Source organism: Luteimonas viscosa (assembly GCF_008244685.1).
Lineage (GTDB): Bacteria > Pseudomonadota > Gammaproteobacteria > Xanthomonadales > Xanthomonadaceae > Luteimonas > Luteimonas viscosa.
On record NZ_VTFT01000002.1, the window covers coordinates 329,776 to 346,864 of the forward strand.

Genomic DNA, 17,089 nt, shown 5'->3' on the forward strand with positions numbered 1-17,089 from the left:
CGGGGCCCCGCCACGTTCCGCCCGGGGCATCCGGGCACTGGCGCTCCGCCAGCCCCGGCCCGGCCTGCTGCCGGCATGGGCACGCTACCGGCTCTGCGTGGGCGCCGTCTTGCCCGCAAGTCATTGATCCGCCATAATACGCGGCTCCCTGCGGCCCGGCCGTGGGAGACCTTGCTCCACCGCGGCCGCTGCGGGCGTCGGGGAGCTGTCCGGGGATGTCCGCGAGGGCGCCCGATACCCGAAAGGAAAAAACCATGCGTCACTACGAAATCGTGTTCCTGGTCCATCCGGACCAGAGCGAGCAGGTGCCGGCGATGATCGAGCGCTACAAGTCGCTGATCGAGGCCGGCGAGGGCAAGATCCACCGCCTCGAGGACTGGGGCCGCCGCCAGCTGGCCTATCCGATCAACAACCTGGTCAAGGCCCACTACGTGCTGTTCAACATCGAGGCCGGCCAGAACGTGCTCAATGAGCTCGTCGAGGGCTTCCGCTTCAACGACGCCGTGCTGCGCCACCTGGTCATGCGCCGCGACGAGGCCGACACCGAGCAGTCGCTGATCATGAAGAACAAGGACGAGAAGGGCGACAAGCCCGAGCGCGGCGACCGCCGCCGCCGCGATGACGACGAGTCCCCGTCCACCGACACAGACAGCGACAGCGACGGCGACAAGGCCGCGCCCGCCCAAGCCGCCTGAGGAGCACGCACATGTCCAAGTTCTTCCGCCGCCGCAAGTTCTGCAAGTTCACCGCCGAGGGTGTCAAGGAGATCGACTACAAGGATCTCAACACCCTGCGCCAGAACCTCACCGAGAACGGCAAGATCGTGCCGAGCCGCATCACCGGCACCAAGTCGCGCTACCAGCGCCAGCTGGCGCTCGCGGTCAAGCGCGCGCGTTTCCTCGCGCTGATCCCGTACACCGACAACCACAACATCTGAGCCACCGCGCAGGGGCGCGGCAACGCGCTCCCGCCGGGCTCCCGATCCGTCCGATTCGGACAGCAAGCGTTGCGGCGGACGATCGTCGCTAACGAATACGGAGAAACCCCATGGAACTGATCCTGCTGCAACGCGTCACCAACCTCGGCGCCCTCGGCGACAAGGTCAGCGTCAAGCCCGGCTACGGCCGCAACTTCCTGGTGCCCCAGGGCAAGGCCGTGCCGGCCACCGCCGCCAACCTCGCCGAGTTCGAGGCCAAGCGCGCCGACTACGAGGCCAAGGCCCAGGCCGTCGCAGACGAGGCGCAGTCGCGCCTGGCGAAGCTGGAAGGCGCCAGCGTGACCCTGTACGCCAACGCTTCCACCGAAGGCAAGCTGTACGGCTCGGTCGGGCCGCGCGACATCGCCGAAGCGCTGACCAAGGCCGGCATGCCGGTCAACAAGTCGGAAGTGGTGATGGGCGAAGGCCCGCTGCGCAACACCGGCGAATTCGAGGTCGTCGTGCACCTGCACGCCGACGCCGAAGCCACGGTCAAGGTGGTGGTCGAGCCCGAAGCGGCCTGATCGCTGCGTTGCACGCAAAACCGACAGGCGCCGCAAGGCGCCTGTTTTTTGTTGCATTGCACTTGGGCGTGTCAAGCACTCCCAGAGTGGGAAGGGGCGGGTTTGCACAACTGCATCTCCCACTTCGTGGGGAACTGACGGGCCCCGCCGCGACCGGCAGGCCTTCGCGGCGAATGTCCCCCGGCATCCGCTTGCAGCGGATGCCTCCTCCTTGATTTCGCCGCGAAGGCCTGCCGGCCACGCCGGGGCTCGGCCTTCCGGTTGCGCGCGGCTGGCGCCACGCGTTTTTGTGCTGCTGTCCGTGAACCGCCAACCATCCCGATACGGCGGATGCGGGTGCCCTTGGGTACGAAATCAAGGAGGAGGCGAGGGCCGGAGGCCGTCGCCGGGGGACATTCGTACCCAAGGGCACCCGCATTCGACGCCACGATCGGTGACAGACGCCGCTCTTGGGAGACACTGTCCAGACCCGTCGGGCGCGTGCGCAACGCCCCATTTGCAAAGGCCGCGCTTAGGAAGAGGCGCCATCGGGGCGGGTAATTGAAGGTCGTGCGGCCAGCCTGCACCCAGACCCGGCCAAGCTTGGTCCCCCATGGGCGGTCGTACTCTCCGAACGTCTGCATCCCGCGATCTCCTCTGCTGCGACGCGCCTGCGGTAGAAGCTGCCTTATCCACAGCTTGTTCCATCGCGAACCCACAGCCGCCCCCGTTACGATGGTCGTTCGAGAACAACAACAGGACCGCCAAGACGGTCCGGCCCCGGGAGTGACCCCCCTGATGTCCGCAAGACCCGGTTTCCGTCCGGAAGCCCGCAACGAACCCAGGATCGAGCAGTTGCGCCTGCCGCCGCAGTCGGTCGAGGCGGAACAGGCGGTGCTGGGCGGGTTGATGTTGGCGCCGGATGCCTACGACCGCATCGCCGACCTGATCGCCGACAACGACTTCTACCGTCGCGACCACCAGCTGATCTACCGCGCGATCCGCGAACTGGCCGAGAAGAACAAGCCGTTCGACGCGGTGACGCTGGGCGAATGGTTCGAGTCGCAGGGGCTGGCCGAACAGGTCGCCGGCGGCGCCTACCTGGTGGAGCTGGTCAGTACCACGCCCTCGGCCGCGAACATCAAGGCCTATGCCGAGATCGTGCGCGACAAGGCGATCCTGCGCCAGCTGATCGAGGTCGGCACCGGCATCGTCAACGATGGCTTCCAGCCCGAGGGCCGCGACAGCAGCGAACTGCTGGCGAAGGCCGAGCAGGAGGTGTTCGCGATCGCGGAGGCCGGTGCGCGCGGGCGGCAGGACTTCACCCCGGTCAACAAGGCGATGCAGGAGGCGTTCGACGTCCTGCAGACACGTTTCGCCAATGGTGGCGGCATCACCGGCATGCCCACCGGCTACAAGGAGTTCGACGAGATGACGGCGGGGCTGCAGCCCACCGACCTGCTGATCCTCGCCGCGCGTCCGTCGATGGGCAAGACCACGCTGGCGCTGAACATGGCCGAATACGCGGCGATGAAGACCAAGAAGGCGGTCGCGGTGTTCTCGATGGAAATGTCGGCCAGCCAGCTCGCGCTGCGCCTGATCTCCTCGGTCGGCCGGGTCAACGCCACGCGCCTGCGCACCGGGCAGCTCGAGGACGAGGACTGGAGCCGCGTGACCAGCGCGATCCGCCTGATCAAGGACGCCAAGATCTTCATCGACGACACCCCGGCGCTGTCGCCCGACGTGCTGCGCGCCAAGGCGCGCCGGCTCAAGCGCGAGCACGACCTGGGCCTGATCGTGATCGACTACCTGCAGCTGATGGCGGTGCCGGGCAACAGCGAGAACCGCGCCACCGAGATCTCCGAGATCTCGCGCTCGCTCAAGGGCCTGGCGAAGGAACTCAACGTGCCGGTGATCGCGCTCTCGCAGCTCAACCGCTCGCTGGAAACGCGTACCGACAAGCGTCCGGTGATGGCCGACCTGCGCGAGTCGGGCGCGATCGAGCAGGACGCGGACGTGATCATCTTCATCTACCGCGACGAGTACTACAACAAGGAAAACTCGCCCGACAAGGGCCTGGCCGAGGTGATCATCGGCAAGCAGCGTAACGGCCCCACCGGTTCGCTCAAGCTCAAGTTCTTCGGCGAATACACCCGCTTCGACAACCTCGCGCACGACTCGATCGGCAGCTTCGAATAGGCCGCCGGCCCAGGCCGGCGCGGCGGTCGACCGCTTGTGGCGGACCTCGCCGCCGCGTCCCCGGCGGGCGGCTCATACCAGTCTGTTGATCACCTTGACCGCGATCGAGCCGCCGGGGATCGCCATCGAGATGGCGTCGGCGCCGATGTCGACCAGCAGGTCGCGCGTCACCATGCCGCCGAGCTTCTCGCGGAACCACTGCCCGAGTTCGACCACGTCGCCGGTCAGGCCGTCCACCTCGACCACACCGACCTTGCCGGCGCCACCCCAGGTGTATTCGAAGGCGAACACCGGGCGGTAGTACAGGTGCAGCTTCTCGATGGTGACGGTGTCGTCGTGCATCTCCGAGGCGTCGATCGCCTCCGAACCGAGCCGGGACAGGGCGATCTGCGCCGCCGCCGAGGACGAGAGCAGCGGCTGCAGCAGGCCGTCGCGATCGAGCTGTTCCTGTTCGGTCGCCTGGTACTTGTCGACGTAGCGCTGCAGGACGGTGGATTTGACTTCCCGCTTCATGCCGTCCTGGAAGACGGCAGTGTCGACGCGCCGAAGGCAGCGTTCGCGCGCGGGCAGTTCGATGTGCGGCTTCTTCTCGCGCGAGAGCACCGGATAGACCTGTCCGCCGATGTCCAGGCGCTGGGCGTGCGGGTTGGCAACCGGCAACACGTAGGTCGCATCGTGGGTGAAGTCGACATCGCGTCGCGCCACGACATGCCAGAAAGGCTCGTAGCGCAGTTCCCATTTCGACAGCAGCACGGTGTCGGGCTTCGGCCGGTTCAGCGGGTTGAGCCGCGCCAGCGCCCCGAAGGCATTGAGCTTGCTCTTCTCCGCCTGCTCCTGCGCGGCGCGGGCGGGGTAGACCTCCTCGAACAGCAGGACCCTGGCCGCGGAGGCTTCGATGCGGATGCTGCTCTGCTTCATGCTGTCTTCCCGGATGCGTCGTCTGCCTGGCATCGGCAAACGCGAAAAGGTGCCTTGCGCGGCCCGTCGCGCATGTGGCGGCGGCTATCATGCACGCATGTCGACAGCTTCCGCCACGCCCGGGGACGATCCTTCGCATCGCGGCGGCGAACCTCTTGCCGGGGCGGGGATGGGAAGGTCATCTCCCGCGGCGAGCGAGCGCCCCACCCGCATCGTGGTCGACCTCGACGCGATCGCAGGCAACCTGCGCAACATCCAGGCCCACGTCGGCGTGGCGGTGATGCCGATCGTCAAGGCCAATGCCTACGGCCACGGGCTGGTGCCGGTGGCGCGCCACCTGCAGGCCGTCGGCGCCGGGCGGATGGGCGTGGCCTTCGTGGAGGAGGGCGTGGCGCTGCGTCGGGCGGGCGTGACAGTGCCGATCCTGGTGATGGGCGGGATCTTCGGCCACCAGGTCGGCCAGTTCCTTTCCCACGACCTCGACATCACCGTGTCGTCGCTGTCCAAGCTGCGCCAGGTCGAGGCAGCCGCGGAGGCCGCCGGGCGCAAGGCCGCGATCCACCTGAAGGTCGACACCGGCATGGAGCGCATCGGCGTGCACGGCTATTCGGCCGGCCCCTTCGTCGAAGCGGCGGTGCGCTCGCGCTGGTGCGAGATCCGCGGCGTGTATTCGCACCTGGCCTGTGCCGACGATCCGGAATCGCCGATGACCGCGCTGCAGCTCGAGCGCTTCCTCGAGGCCTGCGCGCATTTCGACCGTCTCGGCACGCCGATGCCCGTGCGTCACCTTGCCAATTCCGGCGGCGTGCTGCATTTCCCGGACACGCATCTGGACATGGTGCGTCCGGGCATCCTGCTCTACGGCGTGCTGCCGGATCCGGCGTCGCGGCCGGCGATCCCGGTGCGGTCGGCGTTGTCGCTGCTGTCGCAGGTGGTGTACTTCAAGGTTGTGCGCGCAGGCGCCACGGTCGGCTATGGGGCGACCTGGACGGCGCTGCACGACACGCGCGTGGTCACGGTGCCGATCGGCTACGGCGACGGCTGGCCGCGCGCCGTGTCGTCGCGCGGGCAGGTGCTGATCCGCGGGCGCCGCCATCCGCTGGTCGGGCGGGTGTGCATGGACCAGTTCATGGTCGACATCGGCGACAACAGCGCGTTCAACGAGGACGAGGTGGTGCTGGTCGGCAGGCAGGATGGAGAGTCGATCACGATCGAGGAGGTGGCGCGCACCGCCGGCACCATCCCCTACGAGATCCTGGTGCAGCTCAACGAACGCATCCCGCGCCAGTACCGCGGGGGCGAGCGCGCGGGCCGGCCGACCGGAATCGGCTGACAGCCGCAAGCGGAGCGACCGGGACGACCGGGGCCGGCGTCAATCCTCCCCGAGCAATCGCGCCAACCTGCCCGCGCGCTTGCTGCCCGGACGCGCCGGGCCTGGTTATCGGGTCCGGCGCGGCATCGTCGCGGTGCAGTCCTGGAGCGATGCGGTGAGGTCGTCGGCGAAGGTGGACACGAGTTCGCGCACAAGTTCGATCTCCCGCGGCGTAGCGCCCGCGCGCAGGCCCGCGACCGCGACCACCTCGAATCGATCGGGACTGCGGGCGAATAGCCGCGACTCGGCCACCGTCCGGACTTCGCCCGGCGCATCGACGAACCGCATCGCGAGGGGGAACGGGTCCTGGTCGGAGGCCGGGTGGGTGACGTTGGTCATCGACTTGCGCAGCATGGGTCCCATCGGCGACGCCGACTCTTCGACCCGGTACAGGTGCGGCAACGAAGCGGCGAACGCGCGCGCGCTGGCCAGCTGTGCCGCGTGCTCATCTCCCGCCGTCAGCGAGGCGGGCATGGTCGACGACACGAGGTAGACCTCGATCGGCGCCCCGTACTCCACCCGGACCAGGGAAACCGCGCTGCCACTGAACAGCGCACTGATGCGGCGGGTGGCGCGCTCGGCAATCGGGAACGTGGCGCAGTACACCCCGGGAAAATGGTAGCGGCCGTCCCAGGAGCCCGCCGCGAGATCCACCGCCGCACCGTCGGCGAACGCGGTCCCGGGCGAATCCTGCGCGCCCAGCGGGGCCGAAAGCAGGGTGGCGATGCAGGACGCGGCGATCCGCGCGGTCCAGAGTCCGTTCATGGCTTCGATCTCCTCCTGAGATCAGTCGAGCGTCCAGCGTAGCGCCTCCCGGGCCGCCTTGGCCAGACGCGCCGCCCGTTTTTCCCGGGCGGGTTCGCCATTCCTCGACCGGCGCGAGCGCTCCTTCCCGCCCATGGCGCCGGAATGATTGGTCCGGACCGGCAGGGCGCGCCTGCGTCCGATTGACGCCGGCTCGACCCGGGCGCCTGATACTGCGCCATGGCCAATGCCCTCGTCTGGTTCCGCAACGATCTCCGCCTGGCCGACCAGCCGGCGCTGCAGGCGGCGTTGTCGGCGCGGCAGTTGCCCGTCTGCGTCTACATCCATGCGCCGGAGGAGGAGGGCGGCTGGGCGCCGGGCGCCGCTTCGAACGCCTGGCGGCAGCGTTCGCTCGAAGCGCTGGACGCGGACCTGCGCGCGCGCGGTTCGCGCCTGCGGATCTTCCGTGGCCCCACCCTGCCGGTGCTGCAGGCGCTGGCCGCCACCCTCGACGCGGAAGCGGTGTACTGGACGCGCCGCTACGAGCCGGAGATCGAGCGCCGCGACACCGCGATCAAGCGCGCGCTGCGCGAGCAGGGGCTGCACGCGGAAAGCTTCAACGGCGCGTTGCTGTTCGAGCCGTGGCAGCTGTCGACGAAGCAGGACGGCCCGTACCGCGTGTTCACGCCGTTCTGGCGCACGGCACTGGCCGACTGGCGCACGCATCCGCCGTCGGATGCGCCCGCCGCGCTGCCGGATCTGGAAGGCGATCCGCACGGCATCCCGCTCGGCACCCTCAAGTTGCTGCCCGCGCGCGGCTGGGATGCGCCGTTCTGGCAGCACTGGACGCCCGGCGAAGCTGGTGCGCAGGAGGCGCTGGAGGTGTTCGTCGATGGCGCACTGCGCGGCTACCGCGACGGGCGCGACCGTCCGGATCGCGTCGGCACCTCGCGGCTGTCGCCGCACCTGCACTTCGGCGAGATCGCGCCCTGGCGGATCGTAGCGGCGCTTGAAGCGGAGCGTCGCGCCGAAACCGGCGCCGACATCGATGCCTTCGTGCGCGAGCTCGGCTGGCGCGAGTTCGCCCACCACCTGCTGCACCATTTTCCCGCCAGCACCGACGCCAACTTCAACCCGCGCTTCGACGGGTTCGCCTGGGCGAAAGCGGATCGCCGCGCACTCGAGGCCTGGCGCACCGGCCGCACCGGGGTGCCGATCGTCGATGCCGGCCTGCGCGAGTTGTGGCACACCGGCTGGATGCACAACCGCGTGCGCATGATCGTCGCCAGCTACCTGTGCAAGCACATGCGCCAGCACTGGCGCGAGGGCGCGCGCTGGTTCTGGGACACGCTTGTCGATGCCGACCTCGCCAGCAACACCCTGGGCTGGCAATGGGTGGCGGGGACAGGCGCGGATGCCGCGCCGTACTTCCGCGTGTTCAATCCGGTGACCCAGGCCACCAGGTTCGATCCAGACGGACGCTACGTGGCGCGCTGGGTGCCGGAGCTGGCGGACCTGCCGGTTCCGCTGCGGCATGCGCCCTGGACCGATCCGGCCGGCGCGCGACGGCGCGCGCCTGGTTATCCGGCAAGGCCCATCGCGGACCTTGCCGCCGGCCGCGATGCGGCGCTGGCGGCCTACCGCGCGCTGCGCGAATCCGCGGCGAATTGACGCTTCCGACGGCGCCGTGATTCACTCGCCCGACGCACGGGAGGGCGCATGGCCGCAACACACCCACGGCGCCGCGTGGCGCCCCGCGAGCCGATGTCGAAGGTCGACACGGCGTGGCTGCGCATGGAGCGTCCCACCAACCCGATGATGATCACCGGCGTGCTGATGCTGGCCGAGCCGCTGTCGGTCGCGCAGTTGCGCAAGGTGATCCGGACCCGTTTCCTGGCTTACGCGCGCTTCCGGCAGAAGGCCGTCGATGGCGCGGCGGGGGCGGCCTGGCAGGACGACGAACACTTCGACCTCGACTGGCACGTGCGGCTGTCGGCGCTGCCGGGTCGCGAGAAGCGGCACGGCGCGCGCGGCGAGGCGGCCGAGAAGCGCGCGCTCGAGCGCTTCGTCAGCCAGCTGGCGTCGACGCCGCTCGATGCGTCGCGCCCGCTGTGGCAGTTCCACCTGGTGGAGCGCTACCGCGGCGGCTCGGCCCTGGTCGCGCGCATCCACCACAGTTATGCCGACGGCATCGCACTGGTGCAGGTGCTGCTGTCGCTGACCGACACCGCACGCGATCCGGCCCCGGACAAGGCGCTTGCCCGCGCCTGGCTGCGGCAGGACGGCGCGCGGGTCGAACGGCGCGTCGGCGCGGTCGAGCGATATCGCCGGCTTGGCGGCAGGATGCTCGGCAAGGGCATGGAGATGGTGCAGGACCCGGGCCTTGCCGCGATGCTCGCACGCGAGGGCGGCGAGATCGCGCGCGAGCTGCTGCAGGCGCTGGCGCTGCCTGACGACCCGCCGTCGATCCTGCGTGGCTCGCTCGGCGTGAGCAAGCGCGTGGCCTGGGCCGAACCGCTGGATCTCGACGAGGTCAAGGCGGTCGGCCGCGCCTGCGACTGCACCGTCAACGACGTGCTGATGGCCGCCGCGGCCGGCGCGCTGCGCAGCTACATGCTCGCGCGCGGCGAGGCGGTGGATGGCATGCGCCTGCGCGCGACCGTACCGGTCAACCTGCGTCCGCTCGAGCACGCGAAGAAGCTGGGCAACCATTTCGGCCTGGTGTTCCTCGACCTGCCCGTCGGCGAGGACAACCCGGTGCGCCGCCTGGAATGCGTGGCCGAATGCATGGACCGGCTGAAGGGCTCTCGCCAGGCGGTGGTGGCCTACGGATTGCTGGCGGCGCTGGGCATGGCGCCGCAGGCGCTGCAGGGGCCGGCGCTGGACCTGCTCAGCCGCAAGGCCACCGCGGTGGCGACCAACGTTCCCGGCCCGCAGCAGCCGCTGTACATGGCCGGCAGCCGCGTGGCCGAGCTGATGTTCTGGGTGCCGCAGACGGGCTCGATCGGGCTCGGCATCTCGATCTTCAGCTACGACGGCCGCGTCCACTTCGGGCTGATCGCCGATGGCCGGCTGGTGCCGGACCCGGACGCGGTGATCCGCCGTTTCCGGCCCGAATTCGAGAAGCTGTTGTATCTGGCGATGATGGGGGACTGGGAGCGGGCGCTGGTGTCGGTCGATGCTGACGGCCTGCTGGAAGCTGGTGTGGCGGGATCCTGAACGAAGCCGGACGCCCGGTGGCGCTCGCGCCGATCCGTCACCCGCCGTTGGCGCAACGCGTGGTTAGCTGTCGGCCCATTCATCCGCGCGGGTGACCTGTCCCGCGCCCAGGAGACCGCACCATGCGCCACAAGAACGCGATCGCCGTCTCGGCTGTCCTCGCCGGCTCGATGCTGCTCACCAGCTGTGCCAGCTACACCGGCCAGACCAATGCTCCGGACGACCCCAACCGTACCCGCAACAACGCCCTGATCGGCGCCGGCATCGGCGCGGTCGCGGGCCTGCTCAGCGGCAGCGACGCGACCGAGCGTCGCCAGCGCGCCCTCGTCGGCGCCGGCGTCGGCGGCCTGGCCGGTGGCGCGGTCGGCGCCTACCAGGATCGCCAGGAAGCCGAGCTGCGTCGCCAGACCGCCGGCACCGGCATCGACGTGGTCCGCGACGGCGACACCATCAAGCTCAACCTGCCCGACGGCGTGACCTTCGACTTCAACCGTACCGAGCTCAAGCCGCAGTTCTACCCGGCGCTCAACAACGTGGCCGCCACCCTGCGCGAGTACAACCAGACCATCGTCGAGGTCAGCGGCCACACCGACAACGTCGGCGGCGAGGCGGTCAACCAGCGCATCTCCGAGCAGCGCGCCCAGAACGTGGCCACCTACCTGATCGGCCAGGGCCTGCAGCGCGAGCGCTTCGAGGTCGCCGGCTTCGGCTACCGCTACCCGGTGGCCGACAACAGCACCGAGCAGGGCCGCGCACTGAACCGTCGCGTCGAGGTCCGGATCGTGCCGCTGCAGACCTGAGCGAAGAAGGGTACGAGTACGGGCGCGCGATCGCTGGCGTCCTGAGGGAAACAACGAAGGGCCGCGCAAGCGGCCCTTTTTTCGCGATGCGGCTGGCAGGCGGCAATGGTGCCGCCGGGTGTGCGCGCGGCCGTCCGCGTCGATACCCGCCGCGGCGTCCGTTCACGCGATGCGAATGTCGCGGTTGTTCCAATCCGGGCGAACACGATGCGTCGCCCGCCCGCGTGACGCCACGCACCGCATGGATCCCGCACCCCAGACCACGCCCAGCAGCGACCCGGGACGGCCGCGCCCGGTCCTCGACAAGCGCGAGGCGTTCGCGGTCACCATCGGCATCGTGGTCGGGGCGGGGATCTTCCGTACGCCATCGCTGGTCGCAGGTGCCGCGCCGGGTGAACTGGCGATGCTGCTGGCCTGGGTCGCGGGGGGGCTGCTCTCGCTCGCCGGTGCGCTGTGCTACGCCGAGCTTGCCACCGCCTACCCGCAGGCCGGCGGCGACTACGCCTACCTGCATCGCGCCTACGGACGGCGCCTGGCGTTCCTGTACGCCTGGGCGCGGCTGACCGTCATCCAGACCGGTTCGATCGTGTTGCTTGCCTACGTGGTCGGCGACTACATGCGGCAGATCGTCGACCTCGGTGCCTGGTCGTCCCCGGTCTACGCGGCGGCCACGGTCGTGCTGCTGACCGCCTGCAACTGGTGGGGCGTGCGCCAGGGCACCGGCCTGCAGAACCTGCTGACCCTGGTCGAAGTGCTCGGGCTGTGCCTGGTGATTGCGGCCGGCCTGCTGTTCGCGCCGGACGCCCCCGCGGTGCCGGTTGCGACCGATGCGGATGGCGGCTCGCTCGGGCTGGTCCTCGTGTTCGTGCTGCTGACCTACGGTGGCTGGAACGAGGCGGTGTACCTGACCGCGGAGGTGCGCGATGCACGCCGGTGGATGCCGCGCATCCTGGGCCTGAGCCTGGTGGTGATCGCGGCGCTGTACGTGCTCGCCAACCTCGCCTACCTGCGGGTCCTCGGCATGGGCGGCATGGCCGCATCCGACGCGGTGGCCGCGGACATGATGCGTGCGGTCTTCGGCGGACCAGGCGCGACGCTGATGAGTGCGATCGTGGTCGTTGCCGCGCTCACGTCGGCCAATGCCACGCTGATCACCGGTGCGCGCGGGGTGTACGCGGTGGGCCGCGACGTCCGTGCTCTCGCCGCGATCGGTCGCTGGGACGTGCGCCACGGCTCGCCGCGGGCGGCGGTGCTGCTGCAGGGCGGGCTGTCTCTGGCGCTGGTCGCGCTCGCCGCGACCGCGCTGGACGGTTTCAGGATGGCGGTGGAATACACCGCACCGGTGTTCTGGCTGTTCTTCCTGCTGGTGGGGGTCGCGTTGTTCGTGCTGCGCCGGCGCGATCCCGATGCCCCGCGCCCGTTCCGGGTGCCGCTGTATCCGGTCCTGCCGCTGCTGTTCTGCGCGACCAGCGCCTTCCTGCTGTACGCCAGCCTCGCCCATACCGGACTGGGCGCCCTGGTCGGCGTCGCCGTGCTGGCGACGGGCGCGTTGCTGCTACCGTTCGTAGACCCTCCGCACCCGCAACCGGAGTCCTTGCCATGACCATACCGAAGTCGTTCGCCGTTCTGGCGCTGTACGCGACGCTGCTGTCCGCCTGCGCGGAGGAACCGTCCGACCCCATCCCGGCATCGCAGGCGCCCGACGCGACGGCGCCGGTCGAGGCGGCCGGTAAGACCGCCGATGCCACGCCCGACGACCTCGCCGAAGCCGCGCAGGAAGATGCCGCGCCCGGCCTCGTCTATCGCGACGCCTACACGCGCGAAGCGCGCCCACCGGGCTATCGCGAGCCCGACGTGATCTACGTGCCGACCCCGCAGCCGGTGGTGGAGGCGATGCTGGAGCTGGCCGGCGTGGGCCCGGATGACGTGCTCTACGACCTGGGCTCGGGCGACGGCCGCATCCCGATCACGGCGGCGCGCAGGTTCGGCATCCGCGCGGTCGGTATCGACATCGAGCCGGTGCGCATTCGCGAGGCGAACGCCAACGCCCGTGCCGCCGGCGTCACCGATCGGGTCAGCTTCCGCCAGGAGGACCTGTTCGAATCCGACTTCAGCGAGGCGACCGTGGTGACGCTGTACTTGCTGCCCAGCCTGAACCGCAAGCTGCGCCCCAGGCTGCTTGCCGAGCTCGAACCCGGCACCCGCATCGTCAGTCACGCCTTCGACATGGGCGACGACTGGCCGCCGGAACAGACCCGCCGCATCGACAGCAGCGTGATCCACCTGTGGACGGTGCCGGAGCGCTGAACCGCCGGGCGACGGAATGCCGGCCTGTCGAAGCACGCGCAAAGAACACGGTCGCAATCCGTCGGCGTGATCTCAACCCAGCGGCCCGTAGCCCGATGGCGGAGATCCGACATGGTGTGCCGGCGCCAGGAATTCCACGAAGTTGCCTGGATCGGATGCGTTGCCACCCACGCGGATCGGGCTGGTGCCGGCGAGAATCAGGGTCGGGCTTTCGCCAGTTGCGGGATTGCCCCCACCCACCCAGCCGCCGCCGGTCGGGAGCTTGACCCACACCGCGCGTTTAGCCGCATCGACGGCAAGCTGGATGACGACGCGTTGTCGAGGCTCGCCGGTCAGCGAGCCCACGGCAGCCTTCGTCTCGAGCGGTAGGCCATAGTTCGCGTAGGCCACGACCGACCATGCGGAGACGGCTTGCACCGACGCTCCCGGCCTGCCGTACGCGCGGCCCGGATGCGCATCGTCGACCAGGCGGTCGGGAGGGTCGCCCCAGAGGGAAATGCCCGCAGCGTGTCGTCCGCCGTGGAACACGACGGCCTCGACGTAGGCTTGCCCGGTGATCGGGGTCTCGATGAAGCCTGCGGCCACCATGTCCGGGCCCGTGCTGGTCAACCGCATGCCGCCTTCGGTCAACCTCGCGTTCGGGTTCGTGTAGTGGAACACGAGGCTTTCGCTGCGAGCGTGCTTGCGCGCTGCGGTTGCGCTGGCGGAAGCGTGCGACCCGGGCCCGGACGCGACGGACGTCGCAATCGCCTGGCGGGCGGGCCCGGTGCGGGACGTGGATTCGCGGGAGTCGCCTGCTGTCAGGAGCGCGACAACCAGTACGACGAGCACGTTCGTCACTGCAGGGCCTGCGTCATGGATATCGCGTCATGATGCCAGCGGAGATTGCATCGGTCGTCGATCGCCGCGTGCATCGGTGTTCCGGCGGGCGGTCTCGCGAAGCGGCAGTCTGCCGACGGTACGCCAGCGCTCCGGGGACGGGGCAGGAGTGGGCACCCAGGTGCCCTCGTAGTCGCGACGTGGTGGAGCAGCCAGGCGCTGGGTCGGCAGAGGGAAGTGAACGCGCCCGGCGACGTGGATCATCGTGGACGTGCCGCTCAATGCGCAATGCGTCTGGACGAACTCGCATCCCTGACCGTACAGACGACTCGGGCCGCCACGAGGCGGCCCGAGTGTCCGGTCTTACGGAGATATATGGTGGAGGTGGCGGGAATCGAACCCGCGTCCGAAGGCACTCCATCCCCGGTCCTACATGCTTAGCCCGCCGTTGGATCTCGTCCCCTGGCAGCACGGCGTGCGAAGCGCGCCAGGGAACCAGCCTGTGAGTTCAACCACGGCAGACAGGCGGCCGCCGCGGCTGGTTCCCGTAATGATGACCCTACATCCACGAGTACGGGCACAAGTGGGTTCGGGGCTTACGCCTTAAGCGGCGAGAGCGTAGTTGTCGTCGTTGGCAACTAAGTGTTTGCCGCTGGATTAACGAGGAAAGCTGCCCCCTCGGCATGCACCAGGCGATTTCGCGACCCCCGTCGAAGCCAGTGCACCCCCGGGAGCGTCGATCACGCTGACGAAGGCAGTATAGGGGCGGTCCGCGCCCATGCAAGGCGCCTCCGGCGGCGTCGCGGCGCGCGTTCAGGCGCGACCGCGCCGGGCGGGACGGTATGCTGCGCGCCATGTCGCGTAGTCCGTCCGGGGAGGCCAGGGCCGATCGCAGCCGTCCGTCGCTGCGCCGCGGCTACGTGCTGGCGGTGGTGGTGCTGGTCGGCTCGCTGCTGATGGTCTGGCTGTACGCGCGCGAGGCCGGCGCGCGCGAGCAGCGTGCGCGGCAGGCCGAATTCGCCGCCCAGAGCGGCGAGATCGCGATGCTGCTGCGCCAGCGCCTGCTGCATTACGAACTCGCCCTGCGTGGCGGCGTGTCGCTGTACTGGTCGGTGTCGCGCCCCACCCATCGCCAGTGGCGCGACTACGTCGGTGGTCTCGACATCGAGCGCCAGTTCCACGGCCTGCTCGGACTGGGCTACGTGCCCTACCTGCGGCGGTCGGACCTGGAGGCGCTGCAACTGGCCATGCGCGAGGAGGGACAGGGGCTGTTCCAGATCCGGCCGCACGGCGTACGCGAGGTCTACGGCCCGGTACTGATGCTCGAGCCGCAGACCATCGGCAACCGCAGCGTGTTGGGCTACGACATGTTCTCGGAGGCGACCCGCCACCACGCGATGGCGGATGCGCGAGACACCGGCGAAGTACGCCTGACGGCCCCGGTCAACCTGATCCAGCGCGGCGGCGACGGTCGCCGCAACGGCCTGCTGATGTACGCCCCGGTCTATGCCAACGGGATCCAGCCGGGCAACCCGCTGGCCAGGCGCACGGCCATTTCCGGATGGGTGTACGCGCCGTTCCATGCCCGCACCTTCATCGACAGCGCGCTCGAGCCGTTCGGTGCAGGCCAGGTCGTGCGCATCGTCGACATCGGCGATGGCGAGGGGCGGGAGACACTGATCCACGAGGACGCCGGGTTCACCGACGGAGCGAACCCGGACAGCCTGCGTCACAGCGAAACCTTCGACCTGTACGGCCGGCGCTGGCGCATCGATTTCCAGTCGCAGCCAGCGCCGGCGGGAGCCGAGGGCCGCCCGTCGAACATCCAGGCGATCATCGTCGCCGGCGTGATCATGTCGCTGCTGCTGTTCGCGGTGGTGCTGGCGCTGGCGCACACCCAGTCGCGGGCCGAGCGCCTGGCCGATGCCATGAGCGAATCGTACCGGCGCAGCGAGCAGCGTTTCCGCAATGCGATGCTCTACTCGGGCAGCGGCATCGCGCTGCTGGACGGCGCAGGCCGCATCGTCGAGGCGAACCCGGCCCTGGCGCGCACCCTCGGCGCCACGCCGGAGAGCCTGCCCGGTACGGCGTTCGCGGCGCAGTTCGTCGATCCGATCGCCGACGCCGTACTCGCGGGCGGGCACGCCGAGCCATTGACCCTGCAGCTGCGCCGCAACGACGGCGATATCCGCCTCGTGCAACTGGTGCATTCGCCGGTGCCGGGCGATGTCGGCAGCGACGTCGCCGCCCTGGTGCAGGTGGACGACGTTACCGATCGCCTGCGCGCGGAGCGCGAGGTGCGCATGCTCAACCGCACGCTGGAGGCGCGGGTGGAGCAACGCACGCGGGAACTGACCCTGGCCAACCACGAGCTGGAGTCGTTCGCCTACAGCGTCTCGCACGACCTGCGCGCGCCGCTACGGACCGTGGAGGGCTTCAGCCGGCTGCTCGGAGAACGGTTCGGCGGCTCGATCGGCGCGGACGGGATCGATTATCTGGCGCGGGTGCGCAATGCCGCCAACCGCATGGACGAGCTGATCGATGCGCTGCTGAAGATATCGCGTATCGCGCGCGAGCCGCTGCGGCGCACCGACGTGGACCTCAGTGGCCTGGCCGGCGAATGCCTTGCCGAACTGCAGCAGTCCGATCCGTCGCGACGGGTCGAGACGGTGGTCGAACCCGGGCTCGAGGCCGGCGGCGACGTGGCGCTGCTTCGCAACCTGCTGCAGAACCTGCTGGGCAACGCCTGGAAGTTCACCGGCGGGACGGAACATGCGCGCATCGAATTCGGCCGCGCTGCCGGGGACGGGGCCATGCCGGGCATGGTGGAGTTCTTCGTTCGGGACAACGGCGCGGGTTTCGACCCGGCCTATGCGTCGAAGCTGTTCCGGCCGTTCCAGCGGCTGCATGGCGCCGACGAGTTTGAAGGCCATGGCATCGGCCTGGCCACGGTGAAGCGGATCGTCGAACGCCATGGCGGCACGATCCGCGCCGAGGGGGCGGTGGGGCGGGGCGCGACGTTCCGGTTCACGTTGCCGGCGCGGGCCGAGGCGGCGAACGCGGAAGGCTGAGGGGCGCCACGCCTTCAGGCAAGCGCTTGCCGGCAAGTGAATCACGCCTGCCTGCCGTGTGCCGCGCCGCGCGCGACCCCCGGGCGGCAGCGCATGCATCTCGCGCCGCCGCGCGCATGGATACCCGCTTGCAGGAATCGAGGTCAGGCGTGCCGGTTGTG

14 protein-coding genes and 1 other RNA gene are annotated in these 17,089 nt (G+C 69.7%); 11 read left to right on the forward strand and 4 right to left on the reverse strand.

The features are described from left to right. Nucleotides 1-254: 254 nt before the first annotated feature. The 4 genes from rpsF (at nt 255) to FZO89_RS16115 (ending at nt 3,678) form a co-directional block, all read left to right on the forward strand. Nucleotides 255-695: a 30S ribosomal protein S6 gene (rpsF, locus tag FZO89_RS16100; protein WP_149104440.1), complete on the forward strand. Its 441-nt coding sequence runs from the start codon at nt 255-257 to the stop codon at nt 693-695. A gap of 11 nt (nt 696-706) precedes the next feature. Further along, nucleotides 707-937: a 30S ribosomal protein S18 gene (rpsR, locus tag FZO89_RS16105; protein ID WP_149104441.1), complete on the forward strand. Its 231-nt coding sequence runs from the start codon at nt 707-709 to the stop codon at nt 935-937. 110 nt (nt 938-1,047) lie between these two features. Beyond that, a complete protein-coding gene (gene rplI, locus FZO89_RS16110; protein WP_149104442.1) occupies nt 1,048-1,500 on the forward strand; it encodes a 50S ribosomal protein L9 in 453 nt (150 codons plus the stop codon). 777 nt (nt 1,501-2,277) lie between these two features. Next, nucleotides 2,278-3,678 (forward strand): replicative DNA helicase, encoded by a 1,401-nt coding sequence (locus FZO89_RS16115; protein WP_149104443.1) that lies wholly within the window; start codon nt 2,278-2,280, stop codon nt 3,676-3,678. A gap of 72 nt (nt 3,679-3,750) precedes the next feature. Here the strand turns inward: FZO89_RS16115 and FZO89_RS16120 are convergent, their stop codons facing one another. Beyond that, entirely contained in the window at nt 3,751-4,596 is an 846-nt protein-coding gene (locus tag FZO89_RS16120; protein WP_149104444.1) for a hypothetical protein, read from the reverse strand. A gap of 97 nt (nt 4,597-4,693) precedes the next feature. On the opposite strand from FZO89_RS16120, the gene alr reads away from it, so the two are divergent. Further along, nucleotides 4,694-5,929 carry an alanine racemase gene (gene alr / locus FZO89_RS16125; protein ID WP_187471227.1) on the forward strand — a complete coding sequence of 412 codons (1,236 nt, stop codon included), beginning with the start codon at nt 4,694-4,696 and terminating at the stop codon, nt 5,927-5,929. A gap of 105 nt (nt 5,930-6,034) precedes the next feature. Here the strand turns inward: alr and FZO89_RS16130 are convergent, their stop codons facing one another. Beyond that, nucleotides 6,035-6,733 (reverse strand): hypothetical protein, encoded by a 699-nt coding sequence (locus FZO89_RS16130; protein WP_149104446.1) that lies wholly within the window; start codon nt 6,731-6,733, stop codon nt 6,035-6,037. A gap of 219 nt (nt 6,734-6,952) precedes the next feature. Between FZO89_RS16130 and FZO89_RS16135 the strand changes: the two genes are divergently transcribed. From FZO89_RS16135 to FZO89_RS16155, 5 genes are all read left to right on the forward strand, one after another. Continuing rightward, a complete protein-coding gene (locus FZO89_RS16135) occupies nt 6,953-8,383 on the forward strand; it encodes a cryptochrome/photolyase family protein (RefSeq protein WP_149104447.1) in 1,431 nt (476 codons plus the stop codon). Between the two features lie 48 nt (nt 8,384-8,431). Next, nucleotides 8,432-9,931 carry a WS/DGAT/MGAT family O-acyltransferase gene (locus FZO89_RS16140; protein WP_149104448.1) on the forward strand — a complete coding sequence of 500 codons (1,500 nt, stop codon included), beginning with the start codon at nt 8,432-8,434 and terminating at the stop codon, nt 9,929-9,931. Nucleotides 9,932-10,053: 122 nt separating this feature from the next. Next, nucleotides 10,054-10,731, forward strand: coding sequence for a YiaD family glycine zipper/OmpA-like lipoprotein (locus FZO89_RS16145; RefSeq protein ID WP_149104449.1), 678 nt, complete (start codon nt 10,054-10,056; stop codon nt 10,729-10,731). A gap of 241 nt (nt 10,732-10,972) precedes the next feature. Next, nucleotides 10,973-12,334: an APC family permease gene (locus FZO89_RS16150; protein WP_149104450.1), complete on the forward strand. Its 1,362-nt coding sequence runs from the start codon at nt 10,973-10,975 to the stop codon at nt 12,332-12,334. Next, nucleotides 12,331-13,038 carry an SAM-dependent methyltransferase gene (locus FZO89_RS16155; protein ID WP_149104451.1) on the forward strand — a complete coding sequence of 236 codons (708 nt, stop codon included), beginning with the start codon at nt 12,331-12,333 and terminating at the stop codon, nt 13,036-13,038. Before FZO89_RS16150 ends, FZO89_RS16155 begins: the two co-directional genes overlap by 4 nt. 72 nt (nt 13,039-13,110) lie before the next feature. Here FZO89_RS16155 and FZO89_RS16160 read toward each other — a convergent pair whose 3' ends face one another. Both FZO89_RS16160 and ssrA read right to left on the reverse strand, forming a co-directional pair. Further along, nucleotides 13,111-13,878: a hypothetical protein gene (locus FZO89_RS16160; RefSeq protein WP_149104452.1), complete on the reverse strand. Its 768-nt coding sequence runs from the start codon at nt 13,876-13,878 to the stop codon at nt 13,111-13,113. A gap of 355 nt (nt 13,879-14,233) precedes the next feature. Continuing rightward, nucleotides 14,234-14,586, reverse strand: a transfer-messenger RNA (tmRNA) gene (gene ssrA, locus FZO89_RS16165). Between the two features lie 125 nt (nt 14,587-14,711). Between ssrA and FZO89_RS16170 the strand changes: the two genes are divergently transcribed. Further along, nucleotides 14,712-16,928: a CHASE domain-containing protein gene (locus FZO89_RS16170; protein ID WP_187471228.1), complete on the forward strand. Its 2,217-nt coding sequence runs from the start codon at nt 14,712-14,714 to the stop codon at nt 16,926-16,928. The last annotated feature ends 161 nt before the right edge of the window (nt 16,929-17,089 follow it).

Bases quoted from the DNA above. Each gene is read 5' to 3' on its own strand.
- rpsF (WP_149104440.1), top strand. From the start codon at position 255: ATGCGTCACTACGAAATCGTGTTCCTGGTCCATCCGGACCAGAGCGAG.
- rpsR (WP_149104441.1), top strand. From the start codon at position 707: ATGTCCAAGTTCTTCCGCCGCCGCAAGTTCTGCAAGTTCACCGCCGAG.
- rplI (WP_149104442.1), top strand. From the start codon at position 1,048: ATGGAACTGATCCTGCTGCAACGCGTCACCAACCTCGGCGCCCTCGGC.
- FZO89_RS16115 (WP_149104443.1), top strand. From the start codon at position 2,278: ATGTCCGCAAGACCCGGTTTCCGTCCGGAAGCCCGCAACGAACCCAGG.
- FZO89_RS16120 (WP_149104444.1), bottom strand. From the start codon at position 4,596: ATGAAGCAGAGCAGCATCCGCATCGAAGCCTCCGCGGCCAGGGTCCTG.
- alr (WP_187471227.1), top strand. From the start codon at position 4,694: ATGTCGACAGCTTCCGCCACGCCCGGGGACGATCCTTCGCATCGCGGC.
- FZO89_RS16130 (WP_149104446.1), bottom strand. From the start codon at position 6,733: ATGAACGGACTCTGGACCGCGCGGATCGCCGCGTCCTGCATCGCCACC.
- FZO89_RS16135 (WP_149104447.1), top strand. From the start codon at position 6,953: ATGGCCAATGCCCTCGTCTGGTTCCGCAACGATCTCCGCCTGGCCGAC.
- FZO89_RS16140 (WP_149104448.1), top strand. From the start codon at position 8,432: ATGGCCGCAACACACCCACGGCGCCGCGTGGCGCCCCGCGAGCCGATG.
- FZO89_RS16145 (WP_149104449.1), top strand. From the start codon at position 10,054: ATGCGCCACAAGAACGCGATCGCCGTCTCGGCTGTCCTCGCCGGCTCG.
- FZO89_RS16150 (WP_149104450.1), top strand. From the start codon at position 10,973: ATGGATCCCGCACCCCAGACCACGCCCAGCAGCGACCCGGGACGGCCG.
- FZO89_RS16155 (WP_149104451.1), top strand. From the start codon at position 12,331: ATGACCATACCGAAGTCGTTCGCCGTTCTGGCGCTGTACGCGACGCTG.
- FZO89_RS16170 (WP_187471228.1), top strand. From the start codon at position 14,712: ATGTCGCGTAGTCCGTCCGGGGAGGCCAGGGCCGATCGCAGCCGTCCG.